This is a genomic window from Vibrio sp. Isolate34 (genome assembly GCF_022397915.1).
Lineage (GTDB): Bacteria > Pseudomonadota > Gammaproteobacteria > Enterobacterales > Vibrionaceae > Vibrio.
The window spans coordinates 248660-267979 of record NZ_JAKEUO010000002.1 but is presented as its reverse complement, the minus strand read 5'-3'; the positions used below and the strand labels follow the sequence as shown (position 1 = coordinate 267979).

General features: G+C 42.6%; 19 protein-coding genes and 1 pseudogene. 8 read left to right on the top strand and 12 right to left on the bottom strand.

The features are described from left to right. Positions 1 to 12 precede the first annotated feature (12 nt). The 4 genes from L1D22_RS03870 to zipA form a co-directional block, all read right to left on the bottom strand. Positions 13 to 1413 carry an OprD family porin gene (locus L1D22_RS03870; RefSeq protein ID WP_239828765.1) on the bottom strand — a complete coding sequence of 467 codons (1401 nt, stop codon included), beginning with the start codon at positions 1411 to 1413 and terminating at the stop codon, positions 13 to 15. Continuing rightward, positions 1394 to 1549, bottom strand: coding sequence for a DNA ligase (locus L1D22_RS03865; RefSeq protein WP_239828764.1), 156 nt, complete (start codon positions 1547 to 1549; stop codon positions 1394 to 1396). Before L1D22_RS03865 ends, L1D22_RS03870 begins: the two co-directional genes overlap by 20 nt. 387 nt (positions 1550 to 1936) lie before the next feature. Continuing rightward, the gene (ligA, locus tag L1D22_RS03860; RefSeq protein WP_239828763.1) at positions 1937 to 3949 is read right to left on the bottom strand and encodes an NAD-dependent DNA ligase LigA; all 2013 of its coding nucleotides are present in this window, start codon (positions 3947 to 3949) and stop codon (positions 1937 to 1939) included. Positions 3950 to 4041: 92 nt separating this feature from the next. Then, entirely contained in the window at positions 4042 to 5085 is a 1044-nt protein-coding gene (zipA, locus tag L1D22_RS03855; protein WP_239828762.1) for a cell division protein ZipA, read from the bottom strand. Positions 5086 to 5314: 229 nt separating this feature from the next. Here zipA and cysZ point away from each other — a divergent pair, with 229 nt between their 5' ends. The 5 genes from cysZ (at position 5315) to crr (ending at position 10315) form a co-directional block, all read left to right on the top strand. Further along, the gene (gene cysZ / locus L1D22_RS03850) at positions 5315 to 6073 is read left to right on the top strand and encodes a sulfate transporter CysZ (protein WP_132743161.1); all 759 of its coding nucleotides are present in this window, start codon (positions 5315 to 5317) and stop codon (positions 6071 to 6073) included. Between the two features lie 236 nt (positions 6074 to 6309). Next, entirely contained in the window at positions 6310 to 7278 is a 969-nt protein-coding gene (gene cysK / locus L1D22_RS03845; RefSeq protein WP_019821221.1) for a cysteine synthase A, read from the top strand. A gap of 302 nt (positions 7279 to 7580) precedes the next feature. Continuing rightward, positions 7581 to 7838 carry an HPr family phosphocarrier protein gene (locus L1D22_RS03840; protein ID WP_004734263.1) on the top strand — a complete coding sequence of 86 codons (258 nt, stop codon included), beginning with the start codon at positions 7581 to 7583 and terminating at the stop codon, positions 7836 to 7838. A 136-nt stretch (positions 7839 to 7974) separates the two neighbouring features. Then, a complete protein-coding gene (gene ptsI, locus L1D22_RS03835; protein ID WP_048660880.1) occupies positions 7975 to 9699 on the top strand; it encodes a phosphoenolpyruvate-protein phosphotransferase PtsI in 1725 nt (574 codons plus the stop codon). Positions 9700 to 9805: 106 nt separating this feature from the next. After that, positions 9806 to 10315, top strand: coding sequence for a PTS glucose transporter subunit IIA (gene crr, locus L1D22_RS03830; protein WP_004737851.1), 510 nt, complete (start codon positions 9806 to 9808; stop codon positions 10313 to 10315). Positions 10316 to 11030: 715 nt separating this feature from the next. On the opposite strand, the gene L1D22_RS03825 is transcribed toward crr, so the two are convergent. The 5 genes from L1D22_RS03825 to L1D22_RS03805 all read right to left on the bottom strand — a co-directional run bounded on the left by L1D22_RS03825 (position 11031) and on the right by L1D22_RS03805 (position 15280). Further along, positions 11031 to 12149 carry a flagellin gene (locus L1D22_RS03825; RefSeq protein ID WP_239828761.1) on the bottom strand — a complete coding sequence of 373 codons (1119 nt, stop codon included), beginning with the start codon at positions 12147 to 12149 and terminating at the stop codon, positions 11031 to 11033. After that, positions 12055 to 12276, bottom strand: coding sequence for a hypothetical protein (locus tag L1D22_RS03820; RefSeq protein WP_275664977.1), 222 nt, complete (start codon positions 12274 to 12276; stop codon positions 12055 to 12057). The genes L1D22_RS03825 and L1D22_RS03820 overlap by 95 nt, the downstream gene beginning before the upstream one ends. Positions 12277 to 12574: 298 nt before the next feature. Beyond that, positions 12575 to 13708, bottom strand: a complete 1134-nt coding sequence (locus L1D22_RS03815; RefSeq protein ID WP_239828760.1) for a flagellin — start codon at positions 13706 to 13708, stop codon at positions 12575 to 12577. Between the two features lie 121 nt (positions 13709 to 13829). After that, positions 13830 to 14753 (bottom strand): Dyp-type peroxidase, encoded by a 924-nt coding sequence (locus L1D22_RS03810; RefSeq protein WP_239828759.1) that lies wholly within the window; start codon positions 14751 to 14753, stop codon positions 13830 to 13832. A 65-nt stretch (positions 14754 to 14818) separates the two neighbouring features. Then, positions 14819 to 15280: a DUF2919 domain-containing protein gene (locus L1D22_RS03805; protein ID WP_132940755.1), complete on the bottom strand. Its 462-nt coding sequence runs from the start codon at positions 15278 to 15280 to the stop codon at positions 14819 to 14821. A 109-nt stretch (positions 15281 to 15389) separates the two neighbouring features. On the opposite strand from L1D22_RS03805, the gene L1D22_RS03800 reads away from it, so the two are divergent. Together L1D22_RS03800 and L1D22_RS03795 are read left to right on the top strand one after the other, a co-directional pair. Continuing rightward, positions 15390 to 15734: a DUF2956 domain-containing protein gene (locus L1D22_RS03800; RefSeq protein ID WP_239828758.1), complete on the top strand. Its 345-nt coding sequence runs from the start codon at positions 15390 to 15392 to the stop codon at positions 15732 to 15734. A 12-nt stretch (positions 15735 to 15746) separates the two neighbouring features. Further along, positions 15747 to 16079, top strand: a complete 333-nt coding sequence (locus tag L1D22_RS03795) for a DUF4156 domain-containing protein (RefSeq protein WP_239828757.1) — start codon at positions 15747 to 15749, stop codon at positions 16077 to 16079. Positions 16080 to 16147: 68 nt separating this feature from the next. Here the strand turns inward: L1D22_RS03795 and L1D22_RS03790 are convergent. Further along, a pseudogene (locus L1D22_RS03790) lies at positions 16148 to 16282 on the bottom strand (helix-turn-helix domain-containing protein); the annotation flags it as partial. 111 nt (positions 16283 to 16393) lie between these two features. Between L1D22_RS03790 and L1D22_RS03785 the strand changes: the two are divergent. Continuing rightward, entirely contained in the window at positions 16394 to 17260 is an 867-nt protein-coding gene (locus L1D22_RS03785) for a universal stress protein (protein ID WP_239828756.1), read from the top strand. A gap of 59 nt (positions 17261 to 17319) precedes the next feature. Here L1D22_RS03785 and L1D22_RS03780 read toward each other — a convergent pair whose 3' ends face one another. Next, the gene (locus L1D22_RS03780) at positions 17320 to 18183 is read right to left on the bottom strand and encodes a mechanosensitive ion channel domain-containing protein (RefSeq protein WP_132743167.1); all 864 of its coding nucleotides are present in this window, start codon (positions 18181 to 18183) and stop codon (positions 17320 to 17322) included. 104 nt (positions 18184 to 18287) lie between these two features. Then, positions 18288 to 19319 (bottom strand): succinylglutamate desuccinylase/aspartoacylase family protein, encoded by a 1032-nt coding sequence (locus L1D22_RS03775; protein WP_239828755.1) that lies wholly within the window; start codon positions 19317 to 19319, stop codon positions 18288 to 18290. Between the last annotated feature and the right edge of the window lies 1 nt (position 19320).

The window sequence follows — 19320 nt, the reverse complement described above, 5'->3', positions numbered from 1 at the left end:
TTCTTATCTAACTTACTTAACTCCGAAAGGAATTGTTAGTGCTAGTTTGAAATCAGTCTCGTCTTGGAATGCGTTAGAGTAACCAGTCCAGTTTGGCGCGTCTGAATCATTAAAGAAGTTAGTGTAGTAGAAGCTGATATTAGCATCTTTCAGTGCACCCGCTTGAATCGCGTAGTTTGCGAAGAAGCTGTATGCATATTCTACTAGTTCATCGTAGCCGTCTGCTTTCGCACCCGCACCGTAAGCACCACTTACACCAGCGCTGAAGCCTGTACCACCAACATCAGAGAAATCACGAGTTGAAGATAAGAAGAACGCGTATTCGCCATCGTGGTTAAAGTCAGAACGGTTGTTCCACCAGATATCGTAAGCGCCGTTCGAACCACCGTACTGCTCGGTTAGACGGTAAGACATGTTACCTACGTTACCACGTGTATCTTCAGAGTCTGCAGATGTATATGTCGCTTCAGCACGGAAGCTGTATTGGCCAAAAGATTTAGCTGTCAATAAAGCCGCTTGGAAAGCTGTGCTATCAAATTGGTTGTCGTCATCAACTACGTATAGTTGTGGAGACCAGAATAGACCGCCGTCTGTCGTACCTTTAACTTTAGCATGGAAATTTTTACGGTCACCGTCAGTCAAACCACCGTAACCGAAATCAAGGCCAATGCCATTGCTTAGGGTATAACGGGCACCTACCGAGTATACATCGCCAACATCTTTACCAGGGCTACCCCAGAAAGATCCATCACGGAATTCATATGTTTCTTTAAACCAAGGAGCTTTGTACTGATCTGCATAAACGAAACCAACAGCTAAATCACCAAAATTACCGCCGATTTCACCACCACGGTAAGTACCAGGAGCGAATGACCAGTTAACACCCAAAGAACTTGGTACAGATGGTTGGAAGTAACCAAGTTGTGCATTAATGTTTTCACCAAATTTAAACTTTAGTGCTGCTTTTGCGAATGAAACACCATTGTCCGTTTGGTAAGAATCACAACCAGTACTTGCACCGTATGCAGAATCACAATCAAAGAAGTTCATCTCGTGTTCAAATGAACCACCAGTTTCTTCACCAGCCCACATATCAAATGTGCTGTATACTACAGCGTCGAAACCAACAACATCCGCGACATAACCTGAATGGAAACCTAAGTTAGCAAAGATAGAGCCGTGGTCTAGGTTTGTTGTCTTAGCAGTATCGTTACCATTTGCGTCTACATTACCACGGTCACGAGCACGCATGAAAAAGTTTAGGTTACCGCTAATAGTAGATTCAGAGAAGAACTCAGACGCCTGGCTTGCATATTCAGGACCAATTGGATCATTGGCCATAGCTGGAGCAGCAGAAAGTGCACCTACCATTGCTGCAGTGATCGCAGATACTTTAAAAAATTTGTTTTCCATGGAATAAAACTCCTAAAAATGGATATAGCTGTTTGAATATTTCCCGCCTAAAGTTGGCCGCCGTAGAGAGAAATACCTTTTCTTGTTTGAGAACCCTTAACGCTGAATTCTCTATTTCCTTTCTGGGTATACACATCGTGCATCCATGGCATTAAGACTAACTTCGCCCTCAAAAAGATCAATGATAACTTAATTTTCATCTAAAAAAATATGAGTTGGTGCAAATTTAGTAGGTACTTAGTGATCCAGATCGATAAAATGGAAAGCTCACAACCCAAAACAGAAATTACCAATAAAAACAACAAGTTAAACAAAAACACCTTTTACAAAAATAGATATGACTCGCATTTTAAGTACAACTAGAACAGCATTTCATTAATGTTGAGCACCATCACTGTCCTGATTTGAGACTTCGTATAGGAACAAAATTCTCAACAAACAAAAAGCTCGCTAATTTGTAACAAACACAAAAAAGGCACTCCCTTGAAAGGAGTGCCTTTGAGCTTTTTTTATCTGAATTTACTTACGATATAAGGGCAATTAGATCTTCTTCGGTTCTTATTTCGATTCCTAAATCTTGTGCTTTAGTTAGTTTAGAACCCGCAGCTTCACCAGCAAATAAGATATCTGTTTTCTTCGATACGCTACCCGTCACTTTCGCACCTAATGCTTGTAACGCCGCTTTCGCTTCACTTCGACCTAATTGCGACAACGAACCTGTTAACACAACGACTTTACCTTCTAATGGTAGCACTTGGTCATCGGCAGCTTCTTCGATGATTGGCCAATTCACACCTAGCTCTATCAGCTGATCGACGACCGCTCTGTTTTTCTCTTGTGAGAAGAAACTGGTGATATGGCTAGCAACGATGTCACCAATATCTGACACTTCAACTAATTGTTCATGAGTCGCTGCTTGAACCAGTTCCAACGTCTTAAAGTGTTGCGCTAAGTTCATCGCTGTCGCTTCTCCGACTTCACGAATACCGAGTGAATAGAGGAAACGCGCTAATGTCGTGTCTTTGGCTTTATTCAGCGCACTCACCACGTTTTGTGCTGATTTAGGCCCCATTCGGTCAAGAACAGTAATCACGCCAGCACTAAGCTTAAACAAGTCAGCTGGCGTTTCGACCATTTCGCGATCAACAAGCTGCTCAATTACTTTCACGCCCAGTCCATCAACGTCTAGCGCCTTTCTAGAAACAAAGTGTTTAAGTGCTTCTTTACGCTGCGCCTGACACACTAAACCGCCAGTACAACGCGCTACCGCTTCACCTTCGACACGCTCAACGGCAGAACTACACACAGGGCAAGCATCAGGGAAAACAATGTCTTTCGCAGTCTCAGGGCGACGATCTTGTACAACCGCGACGATCTGTGGAATTACATCTCCAGCTCGACGAATAATAACGCTATCACCTACCTTCACACCTAGGCGAGCAATCTCGTCAGCATTGTGCAGCGTCGCATTACTCACCGTCACACCACCAACAAAGATAGGTTCCAATTTAGCAACAGGCGTAATAGCGCCTGTACGGCCAACCTGGAACTCAACATCGTTAAGCAAAGTGATCTCTTCTTGCGCTGGGAATTTGTAAGCAATCGCCCAGCGAGGCGCTCTAGCAACAAAGCCAAGCACTTCTTGAGCCGCGATGTCGTCGACTTTAATAACCACACCATCGATCTCATAAGCCAGAGCATCGCGACGAGTCATGATATCTTGATAGTACGCCTTTACGTCCTCAAGTGAGCTAAGCTGCTTAGTCTCAGGACACATAGGTAAACCCCAGCCTTTCAGCTGTAAGAAGCGTTGATAGTGGCTATTAGAAAGCTCAGCGCCCTCTACAACACCAACACTGTAGGCATAGAAAGCCAGCGGGCGTTTCGCTGTAATACGAGAATCTAACTGACGTAAACTACCTGCTGCTGCATTACGTGGGTTAACAAAGACTTTTTCGCCTTTCTTCAACGCAATCTCATTTAATTTATCGAAGCCTGCTTTTGGCATAAACACTTCACCACGAACTTCGATACGCTCAGGCCAGCCTTCGCCTTGTAACTTAAGTGGAATCGAACTGATCGTGCGTACGTTTTCTGTGATGTTTTCGCCAGTCGCACCATCACCACGAGTCGCAGCTTGAACTAAGGTGCCATTCACATAGAGCAAGCTCACAGCAAGGCCATCAAGCTTAGGCTCACAACAGAAAGTTTTAAGGTTCGCGGTGGGTGCTCTATCCGACATACGCTTATTAAACGCATCCAAGTCTTCGTCAGAGAATGCATTGTCTAGAGAAAGCATTGGGATTTCGTGAGTCACTTGCGTGAAGCCATCTAAAGGCTGACCGCCGACACGCTGGCTTGGTGAATCCGCGGTCACAAGCTCTGGATTCTCTTCTTCGATCTGTAGCAATTGCTGCATTAATCGATCGTACTCGACATCAGGGATCTCAGGGCTATCTTCTACGTAATAACGAACGGCGTGATAATGCAGAGTTTCTCTTAACTGCTCTAAGGTAACTTGAATCGATTCTTTCATATCATTCTCTGTCGTGATTGAAATATCAAAAAGGGCTCCCTTAGGAGCCCTTTTCTATAAATATAGATTATTTACAAGGCTAAACAATACGGCTATGCGTTCGATGCCGTCATAAAGTCTCTGATTTGCTTACGATAGTCAGATAAACGGTTTGGTGTCATTAAGTTACGTGACTCATCCAGTACGTTTCCGCCCATATCATCAGCAATTTTCTGCGCCGCACTCAACATTACATTGAAGTTTTGATCAGCTTGACCGTAACAAGGCAACGTCATAAAGAACGAAATACCTTTCGTCGTGAAGTCAGCAGGGTCGTCATGTTCTAAAGTGCCTGGCTGCATCATGTTCGCTACGCTGAAAATAACTTTTGGTTCGTCACTCGACTGTGCAAAGCAGTGGTAGATAGACATCTCACCATAAGTTAAACCGTTGTTTTCCATGCTGCGGAACAGCTCAGTGCCCACGAATGGGATCTCTCCAGCACAGTGAACATTAAGAACGATCACTTCTAAGCCAAGTCCTTCATCTGGTTTTGCTTCTTCAACAGGTGCGCTTTGTGGAGCCACGACTTCTTTCGCAACAACTGGCTCTCGTTGAGTAAGCGTTTCGTTTGGAACGACTGGTTCATCAACTGTCTCAGAAGGTTCTTCAAACGAACCGTACTGCTCTTTAAAGCCGGCATGGTTTTCTTTTTGCTCGTCGGTCAACTCAAAGCTTGGAACTTCAGGCTCTACAACCTTCTCTTGCTCAAGCTCTTCCGGTTCATTTTCAACCTTGATTGGGTCTGCAACACTGAAAGAAGGAAGATCATTCAATTCGATATCGTCTTCGCGAGCTTCTTTCACTTGTGCCGCTGTAAGTGGATCTGAATCGATCAGAGGATCAGCCGCAGATGGCGAAACAGCAAAATCCGGTTCTTTGCGTTCTTTTCGGATTATCTCAAAATCATCTTCTGGGGCGAATGAACGATTTGGGATAGTTTCTGCTTCATCTAAGCTATCGTTATCAAGCTTACCAAGCGGCTTATCACCAAACTTTGCTTTCCCTTCTTTTTTACTCGTCCACAGACCGTGGAACAATAATGCGGCGATAGCTAGTGCGCCAACAATAATGAGTACAAATCGCAATTCCTGCATTTTTCGCTCTCAGCTTTCTTAGTCAACTAGCGATAAAGACGCTGTCACTAAGTTGGGTTAATTTGGCCAATCTCACTACTCTATCAAAAGTAGCCACTGTTTTAGAACAAATTAATACAATTAGTTCCTTACATGGTGTGATTTTCGCCACGCTTTTTTTCTTAATTTCGGTCGAGTACACTAGACATGTTTGCTATTTAATCAAATTCACATGTGACCTAATTTAAATATGACTATTGAATCTGTTCCACGCTCAGGCTTTGGCTATTTTATTTTCGGAATAAAAATCGCTTTATCACCGAGCATTCGTAAGTTTGTACTACTTCCTCTGATCGCTAACGTTTTGCTTGTTGGCGGCGCCTTGTTTTATATCTTCTCCAATCTAAACACTTGGATTGAAGGTTGGATTGGTGCATTACCAAGTTTCTTGTCGTGGTTGTCATACATTTTATGGCCGTTACTTGTCTTAACCGTCTTGGCCACGTTCTCGTATTTCTTTAGTACGCTCGCTAACTTCATTGCCGCACCGTTCAACGGTTTACTCGCAGAAAAAGTGGAAGAGTTGCTGAGCGGTAAAAAAGTCAATGACGATGGTTTACTTGATGTTCTCAAAGATACCCCGCGTATATTAGCGAGAGAATGGCGCAAACTTGTCTACGTTCTGCCAAAAGCGATCGGTTTATTCCTACTTTTGTTAATTCCAGCACTAGGACAAACCGTTGCACCGTTTTTATGGTTCATCTTCACAGCATGGATGTTAGCGATTCAATACGCCGATTACCCATTCGATAATCATAAAATCAAGTTCGATGACATGAGAAACAATTTGAAACAAAAACAAGGTAAGAGCTACAGCTTCGGTGCGCTTGTTTCTGTTTTCACTACTATTCCAATCTTAAACCTGATTGTGATGCCCGTTGCCGTTTGTGGCGCAACGGCAATGTGGGTTGCTGAGTTTAAAGACCAAGCTCTGCGTTCTCGGCTATAGTTCTCGTCTCTAACCCTGCCTATACTTCCTAGTTTGCCTATCTTTTTGAAGTTCTGATTTCAATAAAGATAGGCGTCAATTCTGCTACATATCTATATGATATAACTTTTTAATCCTTTTACCTTTTTTTCAACTTGTTTAATCTAAATTCAAGCTGAACAAACATCGAAAGACACTAGACGGTAAAGTGATTGACATACTACGTTTAGTTCTGTCATTAAATGAAGGAATATCGCATGAGCAAGATCTACGAAGACAACACCCTAACGATTGGTAACACACCTCTAGTCCGCCTTAACAAAGTAAGCAAAGGTAACGTCCTAGCTAAGATCGAAGCTCGTAACCCAAGCTTCAGTGTTAAGTGTCGTATCGGTTCAAACATGATCTGGGAAGCAGAAAAAGCAGGTACGCTAAAGCCAGGTATCGAGCTTGTTGAACCTACTAGTGGTAACACTGGTGTTGCTCTTGCATTCGTAGCTGCGGCGCGCGGTTACAAGCTAACGCTAACGATGCCTGAGTCAATGAGCCTAGAACGTCGTAAGCTACTTAAAGCACTTGGCGCAAACCTAGTTCTAACTGAAGCACCAAAAGGCATGAACGGCGCGATTGCTAAAGCAGAAGAGATTGTTGCTTCAGACCCAGACAAGTACCTACTACTTCAACAGTTCAACAACCCTGCTAACCCACAGATTCACGAGCAGACAACTGGTCCTGAAATTTGGGAAGCAACAGACGGCGAAATCGACGTGTTTGTAGCGGGTGTTGGTACGGGCGGTACTATCACTGGTACAAGTCGTTACATTAAAGGTGAAAAAGGCAAAGCGATCACTTCAGTAGCGGTTGAGCCGGCTGAGTCTCCAGTTATTGCACAAGCGCTTGCAGGTGAAGAAATCAAGCCAGCTCCGCACAAAATTCAAGGTATCGGTGCAGGTTTCATCCCTGGAAACCTAGATTTAGAGATTATTGACCGCGTAGAATCGGTAACTTCTGAAGAAGCGATTGAGATGGCTCAACGCCTAATGAAAGAAGAAGGTATCCTTGCTGGTATCTCATCTGGCGCAGCTGTAGTAGCGGCAAACAGAATCGCAGAACTCCCTGAATTTTCAGGAAAAACTATCGTAACGGTACTACCAAGTTCTGGTGAACGTTACCTAAGTACAGCCCTATTTGCTGGCATCTTTACGGAAAAAGAGAACCAACAATAATATGTGGTCAAATCAATTTTTCGTCCAAAAAAGCCCCGTTTAGGGGCTTTTTTGTTGATCCCTGCCCCACCTTTGGTAATATCGGGTCTGTTTTATTTTTCGCTTCAAAATAAAAGAAGCAATAAACAAATTCTGAAAGTCATGAGTACTCAACAAAAGACGACCATGGCTGGATAAAAATTTATAACCAGTCTAAGTTCTAACACGAACATGGCGTACTAGCCTCTAGCGCATTTGGGCTAAAGCAGTTAAGCTAATCTGGTTACAAACTTACAAAAAATAAATTAATTGGGGTATATAAAATGTACGAGAAGCAAGTAGAAATCACAGCAGAAAACGGTCTTCACACTCGTCCAGCTGCACAGTTCGTTAAAGAAGCAAAATCTTTCGACGCTGACATCACAGTGACTTCTAACGGCAAAAGCGCTAGCGCGAAAAGCCTGTTCAAACTACAAACTTTAGGCCTAGTAAAAGGTACTAACGTTACTATTTCAGCTGAAGGTCCTCAAGCTCAGCAAGCAGTAGACCACCTAGTTGCTCTTATGGATCAACTACACTAATACGGTCTCCTTCTTTCAAAGCCATTTTGCATAGCAAAGTGGCTTTGTTCGAAATAGATAGGAATAAGCGCGACATTAGTCGACGACTTAAAGTCACACACTCTCCCGTTTACAGTTGAACAACTAAGGTAAGGCTATGATTTCAGGCATCCTAGCATCTCCTGGTATTGCTTTCGGTAAAGCACTACTACTTCAAGAAGATGAAATTGTCCTAAACACTCAATCTATCTCTGACGACCAAGTTGAAGCAGAAGTACAGCGTTTCTTTGACGCTCGTAACAAATCTTCTCAACAACTTGAAGTTGTTAAGCAAAAAGCACTTGAAACTTTTGGCGAAGAAAAAGAAGCAATCTTTGAAGGCCACATCATGCTGCTTGAAGATGAAGAGCTAGAAGAAGAGATTTTAGCACTCATCAAGAAAGACAAGATGCACGCAGACAACGCGATCCACACTGTGATCGAAGAGCAAGCTGTTGCACTAGAGTCTCTTGATGATGAGTACCTAAAAGAACGTGCAACTGATATCCGTGATATCGGTACTCGTTTCGTTAAAAATGCACTAGGCATCAACATTGTTTCTCTAGCAGACATCAATGAAGAAGTTATCCTAGTTGCTTACGACCTAACGCCATCTGAAACTGCACAAATCAACCTAGACTACGTTCTTGGTTTCGCTTGTGACATCGGCGGTCGTACATCTCATACTTCAATCATGGCACGTTCTCTTGAGCTTCCAGCTATCGTTGGTACTAACGATATCACTAAGCAAGTTAAGAACGGCGACATGCTTGTGCTAGACGCGATGAACAACAAGATCATCATCAACCCTTCTGAAGCTGAATTAGCAGAAGCTAAGAAAATCAAAGCAGATTTCGAAGCAGAAGCGGCTGAACTAGCAAAACTAAAAGATTTGCATGCTGAAACTCTAGACGGTCACCGTGTAGAAGTTTGCGGCAACATCGGTACAGTAAAAGACTGTGACGGTATCCTGCGTAACGGCGGTGAAGGCGTTGGTCTGTACCGTACTGAATTCCTATTTATGGACCGTGACGCGCTTCCTACTGAAGAAGAGCAATACGTTGCTTACAAAGAAGTAGCAGAAGCAATGGAAGGCGAGTCAGTGATTATCCGTACTATGGATATCGGTGGCGACAAAGATCTACCATACATGGATCTTCCACAAGAGATGAACCCGTTCCTAGGCTGGCGTGCAGTACGTATCAGCTTGGATCGTCGTGAAATCCTACGTGACCAACTACGTGGCATCCTACGTGCATCTGCACACGGTAAACTACGTATCATGTTCCCAATGATCATTTCTGTTGAAGAGATCCGTGAACTGAAAAAAGCAATCGAAGAGTACAAAGTTGAACTTCGCGCTGAAGGCCTAGCTTTCGATGAAGAAATCGAAATCGGCGTAATGGTTGAGACTCCAGCAGCTGCTGCAATCGCACACCACCTAGCGAAAGAAGTATCTTTCTTCTCTATCGGTACTAACGACCTAACGCAATACACTCTTGCGGTAGACCGTGGTAACGAAATGATTTCTCACCTATACAACCCACTATCTCCTGCTGTTCTTACAGTAATCAAGCAAGTGATCGACGCATCACACGCTGAAGGTAAGTGGACTGGTATGTGTGGTGAGCTTGCTGGTGATGAGCGTGCAACGCTACTTCTTCTTGGTATGGGTCTAGATGAGTTCTCTATGAGCGGTATCTCTATCCCTAAAGTTAAGAAAGTAATCCGTAACTCTAACTTCGCTGAAGTTAAAGCTATGGCTGACGAAGCACTATCTCTACCAACAGCTGCCGAAATTGAAGCTTGCGTAGAAAAGTTCATCGCTGAGAAAACTCAGTAATCGCCAATCGCATAATAACGTTAGACGGCTAAAAATAGTCGTCTAATTTGTTAGATTGGTATAGTATATTCTACAGAATAAAACTAAACGTTAGGAGCATGACACAATGGGTCTGTTTGACAAACTGAAAAAGCTTGTATCTGATGACAGCGCTGATGCTGGTGCAATCGAGATCATCGCACCTCTTTCTGGTGAAATCGTAAACATCGAAGATGTGCCAGATGTAGTTTTCGCTGAAAAAATCGTTGGTGACGGCATCGCGATCAAACCAGCTGGCGACAAAATGGTAGCTCCAGTAAACGGTACTATCGGTAAGATCTTCGAAACTAACCACGCATTCTCTATCGAGTCTGACGACGGTGTTGAGCTTTTCGTTCACTTCGGTATCGATACTGTTGAACTTAAAGGCGAAGGCTTCACTCGTGTAGCTGAAGAAGGTCAATCTGTTAAAGCTGGTGACACTATCATCACTTTCGACCTAGCGCTTCTAGAAGAGAAAGCGAAATCTACGCTTACTCCAGTTGTTATCTCTAACATGGACGAAATCAAAGAGCTGAACAAGCTTTCTGGTTCTGTAACTGTTGGCGAAACTCCAGTTCTTAAAGTAACTAAGTAATCTCGATTACTTATCTGCTTTAATTAAAACGCTACCTAAGGGTGGCGTTTTTTGTGCCTGCTATATTTGTTCAATACCTCAGATAGCATTACTGACTATCACGCCGAAACTCTTCTCCAAGCTCCCTCAAAGAATCACACTGACCGTTTTCGCCCTACTATCCAACTAGGTTTTTGACTAAACGTTGTTAAGCGATATTCAATAAATTTCACCTATGTATAAAATTACACTTGTGATTTTTAACAAACAACAGATCTCTGATATCTCGTTCTACTCGATTCTAGAATGACGGGTAGTGTTCAACTAATTATAAAAACTTCACGAATGCGAAAAGTAAACCTGGAATACCAACCTCTCTTTAAAAGCGAGATTCCTGATACCTCGTTCTACTCGATTCTGAAATGACGATAAAAGCCTTTATTCTAATTGAGGTGTTACTTACTCAAACCAACCGAACTCATTCTACAAAGCAATAAGATCATCATCGCCCTATTCCCGTCATTCCCTACAGTGAAGCACGAACGTGATAGGGAATCTCGTTTTTTGCCTTTACCACTGTCCTAAATTCTTAACTTTGCCAAATAGTAGGCAATAAAAAACCCAGCCGAAGCTGGGTCTGTTTAGCGCTCATCTCTCACCACGAGCTAATTTGTGGAAGCCTAACGTTGACGCTTTGTTTCAACAACGCTTATAGTCAACGTGGCCTTTCAATCGATTAACCTAGTAGGCTAAGTGCCGAGTTCGGAGCTTGCTTCGCTTGAGCAAGAATCGAGCTTGAAGCTTGAGAAAGGATCTGAGACTTAGTCATCTGAGTCGTTTCTTTCGCGAAATCGGTGTCTTTAATACGGCTCTTAGATGCATTAACGTTTTCGTTAATGTTGTCTAAGTTGCTGATAGCGTGGTCGAAACGGTTTTGGAAAGCACCCAATTCAGCACGGTGGCTGTCTACATACTTAAGTGCCGCATCGATGACTGCTACAGACTCTTGTGCGCCACCAACAGACGTTACGTCGATAGTATCAACCGTAACTTCTTTGCCCGCTTGAATGCCTAGCTCACCCGCAAGACCGCCAGAGAAAGACACATCGCCGCTCACTTTGTTATTGCCTGTGAACATTTGTAGCTTGCCGTCTTCAGTTACAGACGCTTTAACAGAATCTTGTTGACCGTTGATGTACGTTGCTAGCTCTTCGATGTCGTCACCCGCTTTTGCGTTGATGTCGATTTCTTGTGCTTGACCAAAGTTATCAGTGAACGATAATTTCAGGTCGTTAGAGCCCGCTTGAACATTCCAATCTTTATCTTTCGCGTTCTCAGTTTGGTAGCTCTTACCACCCATCTGAGCGTTATCAGAACGCATGTCTTTCAGTTGAAGCATTACCGCTTCACCGTTATCCGCACCGATTTGGAATGACTTAGTACCGTGAGTACCGTTAAGTAGCTTGTTGCCACCAAAAGACGTCGTTTCCGCGATACGGTTCAGTTCGTCGTTCAGTGCTGTTACTTCTTCTTGAATCGCTACACGCTCAGATTTTGAGTTTGAGCCGTTTGATGATTGTAGAGACAAGTCACGCATACGTTGCAGGATGTTTGTTGTCTCGTTCATTGCACCTTCAGCCGTTTGTGCAATCGAGATACCGTCGTTCGCGTTACGTACAGCAACATCAAGACCACGACTCTGAACGTTCAAACGGTTCGAGATTTGTAGGCCTGCAGCGTCATCTTTTGCGCTGTTGATTTTAGAACCTGAAGCTAGACGCTCCATTGATGTTTGTTGTGCGCTGTTTGCGTTGTTTAGGTAANCGGTTCGAGATTTGTAGGCCTGCAGCGTCATCTTTTGCGCTGTTGATTTTAGAACCTGAAGCTAGACGCTCCATTGATGTTTGTTGTGCGCTGTTTGCGTTGTTTAGGTAACGTTGCGCTGTCATCGCTGAAACGTTTGTATTTACATTCACTGCCATGGTGATTTCTCCAATTGATTTTCCGGTATAGCGGTTTCCGACGTCTCGGAAAACCAAAGTAGTTCTCTCAAAGTTACTTTTAATAACGGCGTGATTGGCGAAACCTTTAGGAAAAAAACAACAAAATTAAAGAAATAGCGATAAAGGAGAAGAAAGCGTGACTGGCAGTAAAGTTATCAAAAAAAGATAAGAAAAACACTAAAGTTGCCGAGAAGTCGGTCGAGCGATAATTTGTATTTTAATTAACCCAAACGGGCTAATTAAGCTAAAAGAAATTTATAAGATTTGAGGCAACTTATTAGCCTAGTAAGGTTAAGGCAAGGTTCGGCGCCTGCTTTGCTTGAGCCAGTATTGTGGTGCTCACCTGCTGCAAAATTTGTTGCTTAAGCATTTGAGTGGTTTCTTTGGCGTAATCGGTATCTTTGATTCTGCTGTTTGATGTCGCCAAGTTCTCATGAACATTTTCGAGATTATTAATCGCATGATCAAAGCGGTTTTGCATTGCGCCTAATTCAGAACGATGACTATCCACGTACTTCATAGCTGTATCTAAAATAGAAACAGCACGTTGCGCACCACCCACATCGGTCACATTAATGTCATCGACAGATTCGTAATAACCCGCGGACATCGAAAGCTCACTTGCCAGCGAACCGGAAAAAGAAATCGTGCCTGCGGTATCTTCACCAGACATATAAATCTGAAGCTGACCGTCGTCATTGACGGAAGCCGAGACAAGATCCGTTTGACCATTGATGTAGGTCGCCAATTCTTCGATATCATCGCCCGCTTTCGCATTAATGGTGATCTCTTGAGGCTGACCAAAACGATCGGTAAACGACATCGTCATATCATTTTGATTGGATTTCACTTCCCACGAGTCATTGGCCATGCCATTTGCGACATAACTAAAACCGCCCATGTTGATGTTATCGGTACGCATGCTTTTCAGCCCGATTTGCACCGCTTCACCAGAACTGCCACCAATCTGAAATGACGTACTACCAAAGCTACCGTTAAGGAGCTTTTTACCACCAAAAGAAGTGGTCTCTGCGATACGATTTAGCTCATCGTTTAAAGCGGTGATCTCTTCTTGAATCGCCGTTCTTTCCGACTGGCTATTTGAACCGTTGCTAGCTTGCAGTGACAAGTCGCGCATGCGTTGCATGATATTGGTGGTTTCATTCATCGCGCCTTCTGCGGTCTGCATAATGGAGATGCCATCATTCGCATTTCGAACTGCGACATCAATACCGCTCATCTGCGCTTCGAGTCGATTCGAGATTTGTAGGCCTGCAGCGTCGTCTTTAGCGCTGTTAATACGACTCCCTGAAGCCAAGCGCTCCAAAGATTGGTTCAGCATGTTGTTGGCATTAGAGAGGTTTCTCTGAGCCACCAGCGCTGAGACATTTGTATTAACAGTTATAGCCATAGACCTTCACTTACAAAAAGATGAATAAAACTCACGATTGCTCTTATATCGACCAATTCCGATCAAGCTTTAATAAAAAAGGAGCCCTGAGGCTCCCTTTGTTTATTCTTTTTGAGACGACTTACTTAATCTTTAATGCGCTCAACATCTCAGTTGAAGGAGCAAAGTAGTAAGCGCCAGCAACGGCTTTAGTAAAGCGAAGCAGTTGGTCGGTTTTGCCATCGGTTACGCCGTACATGCTCTCTAACATCGCATCAAAGTTATGACGAACGTTACAGTAAGCTATGAACAGTAAACCGTGATCGCCTGTTGCTGTGCCGTAAGGCAAGCTGTGACGAACGATTTTAAGACCCTTGCCTTCTTCTTTGATATCCACACGGCCAACGTGAGACGCTGCTGGAACATCATCTAGCTCGATAGAGTCTGGTTTAGTACGGCCAACCACTTTCTCTTGTGCCGATACGTTTAATCGGTTCCAAGCAGGTAGGTTATGCACAAAACGTTGCACCATCACGTAGCTACCACCCGCGAATTCACCTTCAGGAACAATCGCCACTTCAGCGCGCTGTGCATCTTTCGGGTTTTCAGTGCCATCAACGAAATCAGTCATGTCACGTGAGTCTAGGAAGCGGTAACCGTAAGTTTCATCCACTACTCTCACGTCTGCCGCTACTTCAGATAGCAATTTACGTAGGATGAAGAAATGCAGATCATGTCGGTTTGAATGACAGTGAATCAAAACATCAGACAATGTGCTCGGTGCTGTAACATCACCTTCACCAAGCGCAGGGAAATCAATTAGATCAGAGGGAGCTGCTTGCTCGAACTTATCCCAAAAAGCTTTTGAGAACGCAACCGACGTTGTTAGATTCGCGTCAGGTTGAGTTTGGTTTAGCTCGTCGATTAGAGTCGGAAGCTTTTGAATTTCTGCTAGTACATTAGCAGTATTAGCGTTCACTTTAAGTTGAACGTAAAGAGCGAAAGGCCCAGCTTCAGGCAAAATAGCACTTTGAACGTTAGGCTGCTCATTTGAAACATTAAGCATAGATTATTCCTTCCAGTTTTAGCTTCTAAGTATAATTGTGAATGGGACAAATATTTTGATGAGAATCAGTCTTCGTGCTCAACCACTTTAAAGCAATCCCTAGCGGCATGGCTATTGGTTAAATAAAGCGCTAACCACAGTAGCAACAATAGCGTAATGCCATTTGACCAACGAAACCATCCGTTATCCAAATAGATTAAATAAATCGTATGGGAGCCCTGTGCCAAGATGGCTATCATGGTCACCCAGCGTCCCCATGACACAACTTTATTAAGACGCTTTCTATCTGGCGATCTTAGCCCAAATAACCACATGAGTAGTAAGCTAGGAACACTCAACGCAATTCCAACATAAAACATCTTATGGTCAGGGTAGATTATCTCAAGGATATCGGTTCCCGATTCTCGGCTAGCGCCCGCAACAATGAAAACGACCAAGGCTTTCGCTAGAAACAGCCAACCTAACCAGAGCAAGATGGGGGCTTTCAAAAAGCCGTGCTTGTCGTATTGTTCTATGGAGTACCGCACAAATCTCACTTTCACTTATTTTCAAACCAACACTTTAACGCAAATCATTCATACTTAACTAGCTTTGCGTTATCTTAGTAGCCAATCCGTTTTAATTGTCGAACTCAGTATGAAAAAGAAAACTAATACGCCGTCTGTTGAATCTCAACAAGAAGCACTGAAGATAGCCAAAGCGACTCAAAAGCCAGCTCAAACCAAAGAACAAACTAAACTGATTGCTCAGGGTATCGAGAAAGGCATCGCACTGTATAAGAAACAGCAAAAAGAGCGCAGCCGCCAGGCCGATAAAGCGAAGAAGCGCGTACAGAAAGAAAAGCAGACTCAACAAGCTAAGCAAAACCAAGAAGACACGATCGAAACAAGTGTTGAAACACCATCAAACCACGCAACTAAACTGCCGTGGTTACTACTGATTGCAAGCTGGGTAGGCTTCGCGATTTATTTGATGCAATAGCAGGGTAAACGTATGAAAAAGGAATTAGTCGCTTTGGCTATGAGTGGCATGTTACTGGGATGTACCACACCCACATCAACGCCTCATAGTAAAGCGGACAAGGTACAAATGGATTACCACGGTCTGATTAACATCGAGCTGTGTGAATATAAAGGGGAAGTCACTGGCAGCGAAGGTCATTGGTACAGCTACTTGTTCTTTCCCAATGACACCCTTATTCAAGGTGCGATGAATGAGCTTAAGTCGAATGCCATTGAGCTAGGCGCAGACACCGTTATCTTTACCCTACCTCAAGATTTCAGCACTTCTGTGACGATGCTCGGTACAGCCTACCTGTGTGAGTAAACAAATAAATCAGCATATCGACATGCTTCGATTTTATGACGCCCAAAAGAAAGCCAGCTTTCGCTGGCTTATGCACTAAATCCAAGGCTTGTTGCTATATCGCCTTTACGTTCTAGAACCCACTGACTGTCAAATGGTCTCCAGTCGGATAACTGGTAATAACCATCATTATGACGTCGCCCATCTTGGACCGCTAACCCCAATAAAAAACCACAGATGCACAACATTACAAAAACCTTGACTAAATCAATTTAACATCTTGAATCAATATTATACATTGAGTTATCGTAACTTCTTATTAAAAGGATTTTGATATGAATTCAAGTAATTTACTAACAAAAGTTTGCTCTAAGCCATCTAGACGAGTCTTGAGAAAGGCGGTTTGTTTTGCACAAGCATCCAGTCATTCCTTAAACATCTACGCGGAAGATTATCGCCGTAGTGAAGAGCATACTTTCTTAGACTTTCTAATTAAACCTAAAGAAAGCAGTGCTCGATACGATGATTTTTTCGTACAATGGTGTAATTCGATATTAGAAATAATAGAGGATATTCACTCAGAGCTAGAACTACCTATGATGGAAGTCAACTTTAATCTACTGACGGGGAATAGTTGGGAGCATAAATTTATTAAAGAACAGAAAAATAGTAATAATATTTTCCTTATTGATTATTCCAAAGGAATAATCGCATTCCAGTTACTTAGAGAGCTGTTTAGCCAAGGACATGATATATTGCTGCTCACCGATATAAAGTGGCAACAACCTTTGAAAGTTGCTTCTGCTATAGATCCACTTCACCGCAACGATAAAAATGCAGAAATAGATAAAGAGATTATTTCCCGAAGCTTAGAGTTACAAAAACGATTGAACGCAAATATTTCTCTCGTTTATTGTCAGTATGTTGCTCCCTACTTATATCGATACTCTAAAGAGATATTGGCACATCAAAAACAGTCGATCACCAACTTTCTTGAATTAAACAAACATGCTCTTTTACCACTTAGGTTTATAAAGTCGAACCCAGAAGAGGGGCTGCCTGATATTGTCAAATCCATGGGAGCTTCTATTTTAGTCTTGGGTGCTTGCAAACGTACTGCACTGTCTCGCTATTGGTCAGGAAGTACTGTTGATACATTAATGGTAAATCCACCATGCGACCTACTGCTTATCAATAAATAAGCATACTGACAATTTTAATACAGTTGATCAATCAGCATTAACTGTATTAATTATAGTTTTTATTTTGATTCACGTATGATTTTTATAGCACCATCAAGATGGATATCACGTTGCGGGTAAGCTATGGTTACTCCATTTTCTTTAAAGGCGGAATCTATCTCAAAACGAATGTCGCTCGTTACTAGTCTAACGCCCCCTTCCACTTGTGAATTAACCCAAAAAAAAACTTCAAACATGAGTGCATTGTCACCAAAATCTTGGAAGAAAACACCTACTTCAAATGTTGGGAGTACCTGAGGGTGACTTTCCGTAATATTACGCATTAATTTCTCTACTAACCTAACATCACTGCCATAAGCAACCCCCACAGAAACCGTACCTCTTATTAGCTTGTCCCGTAAGGTCCAATTAATTACCGTATTTTCCAGTAATATACTGTTAGGAATCAACATATGAACACCATCTACACGTCTAATACGAGTAGAGCGAGTATTAATTTGCTCTACCGTTCCTTTCGCTCCTTCTACCTCAAGAAAGTCACCTATACGTATTGGTTTTTCGCCAATAAGTATCCAACCACTAATAAAGTTATTGATAATATTTTGCGCTCCAAATCCAAATCCTATGGCAATGGCTCCTGAAAGAAATGCAAATGCAGTAATGGGGATATTAAGCATCGATAACGTGGTGATAAATATAATACAAAGTGCCAAAACAAATAACACACGTTCAATCAAATGAACAATATTGGGATCTTTCCCTGATGCTGTTAATTTAGACTTAATTGCCTTTATAACTAACTTTGAAATCCAAAAACTTGTTATTACCCAAATTGGAACGGCAAGTAATGCCCATAATGTTACTGGTTGCCCGTTGAAAGTAAAAAGGGTCATCTCTAACCAAGATATCGCTTTTTCAAACATATTAGTAACTTCCTATAAACTTGAACCATCGAATGCTAATGATGAATTGATTTAGTACCTTTTCTCGTGGATTACTAAGAACATTAATTTTTTGTCGACGAACATCACAAATCATCTTTAATTTCTCTTGAAGCAACATCCTCAGATAGCTTATCTATTTGCTGCGCAATTATTTCTTCATCTTCATCAAAATAGGCAATGTGGTACATAGCCTCTCCCTCTTGAATCAAGGGAATATTTTGTTTCCCAATAATAACACCCGTGCGAGGAGCAATAATTACAGCTAATTCTTCTCCATAAGCACTACTGATCGTAGCTAATTGATCTCCTCTCTTGACGTAATCACCCAACTGATATTTGTGTTTAACAATTCCACTGGCGCTTCCTCGTACCCATTGACTACCTCGGGCAATCACAGGTTCAGGTACATCCCGCTGTGGACGCCTACCTTTACTAATCATATTTAAGTGCCGTAAAACACGTATGACCCCTCTTGTTCCCATTCGAATAGATGCTTCATCAAAACGCAGTGCCTCGCCTCCCTCGAAAACCAAGACCTTCGTGTTTGAGTGAGTTGCACAATCACGTAATGAACCGTCAATCTCTTTCGAATGCAGCACTAGAGGAGCACCAAAAGCGTTCGCTAATTCCGCTGTTATCTCGTCTTCTACATTTGCTCGAATCTGAGGTAAATTAGTTCGATGAATTGCACCAGTATGCAAATCTATTCCATACTGACATTTTTCAATAATCTCAGTCCTAAAGATATTCGCAACTCTCGCAGCCAGTGAACCTTTAGGAGAGCCTGGGAAGCTGCGGTTTAGATCTCGGCGATCAGGTAAATATCGGCTTTGATGTATAACTCCATGAACATTCACCATTGGAACAAAAATAATCGACCCGCGAAGCACTTTAAAACGTTTCATATTGATAATTCTGTGAACGATTTCGATGCCATTTAACTCATCGCCATGAACCGCAGCACTAACAAAGATAGTTGGCCCATCTAGCTTCGCTCTCATGATATAGACGGGTAAAGAAACTTCTCCATCGGTGTATAATTTTGCTACAGGAAGCGCTATTTTCATTCGTTCGCCAGGCAACACACAATGGGTACCAATACATAAATCAGACATG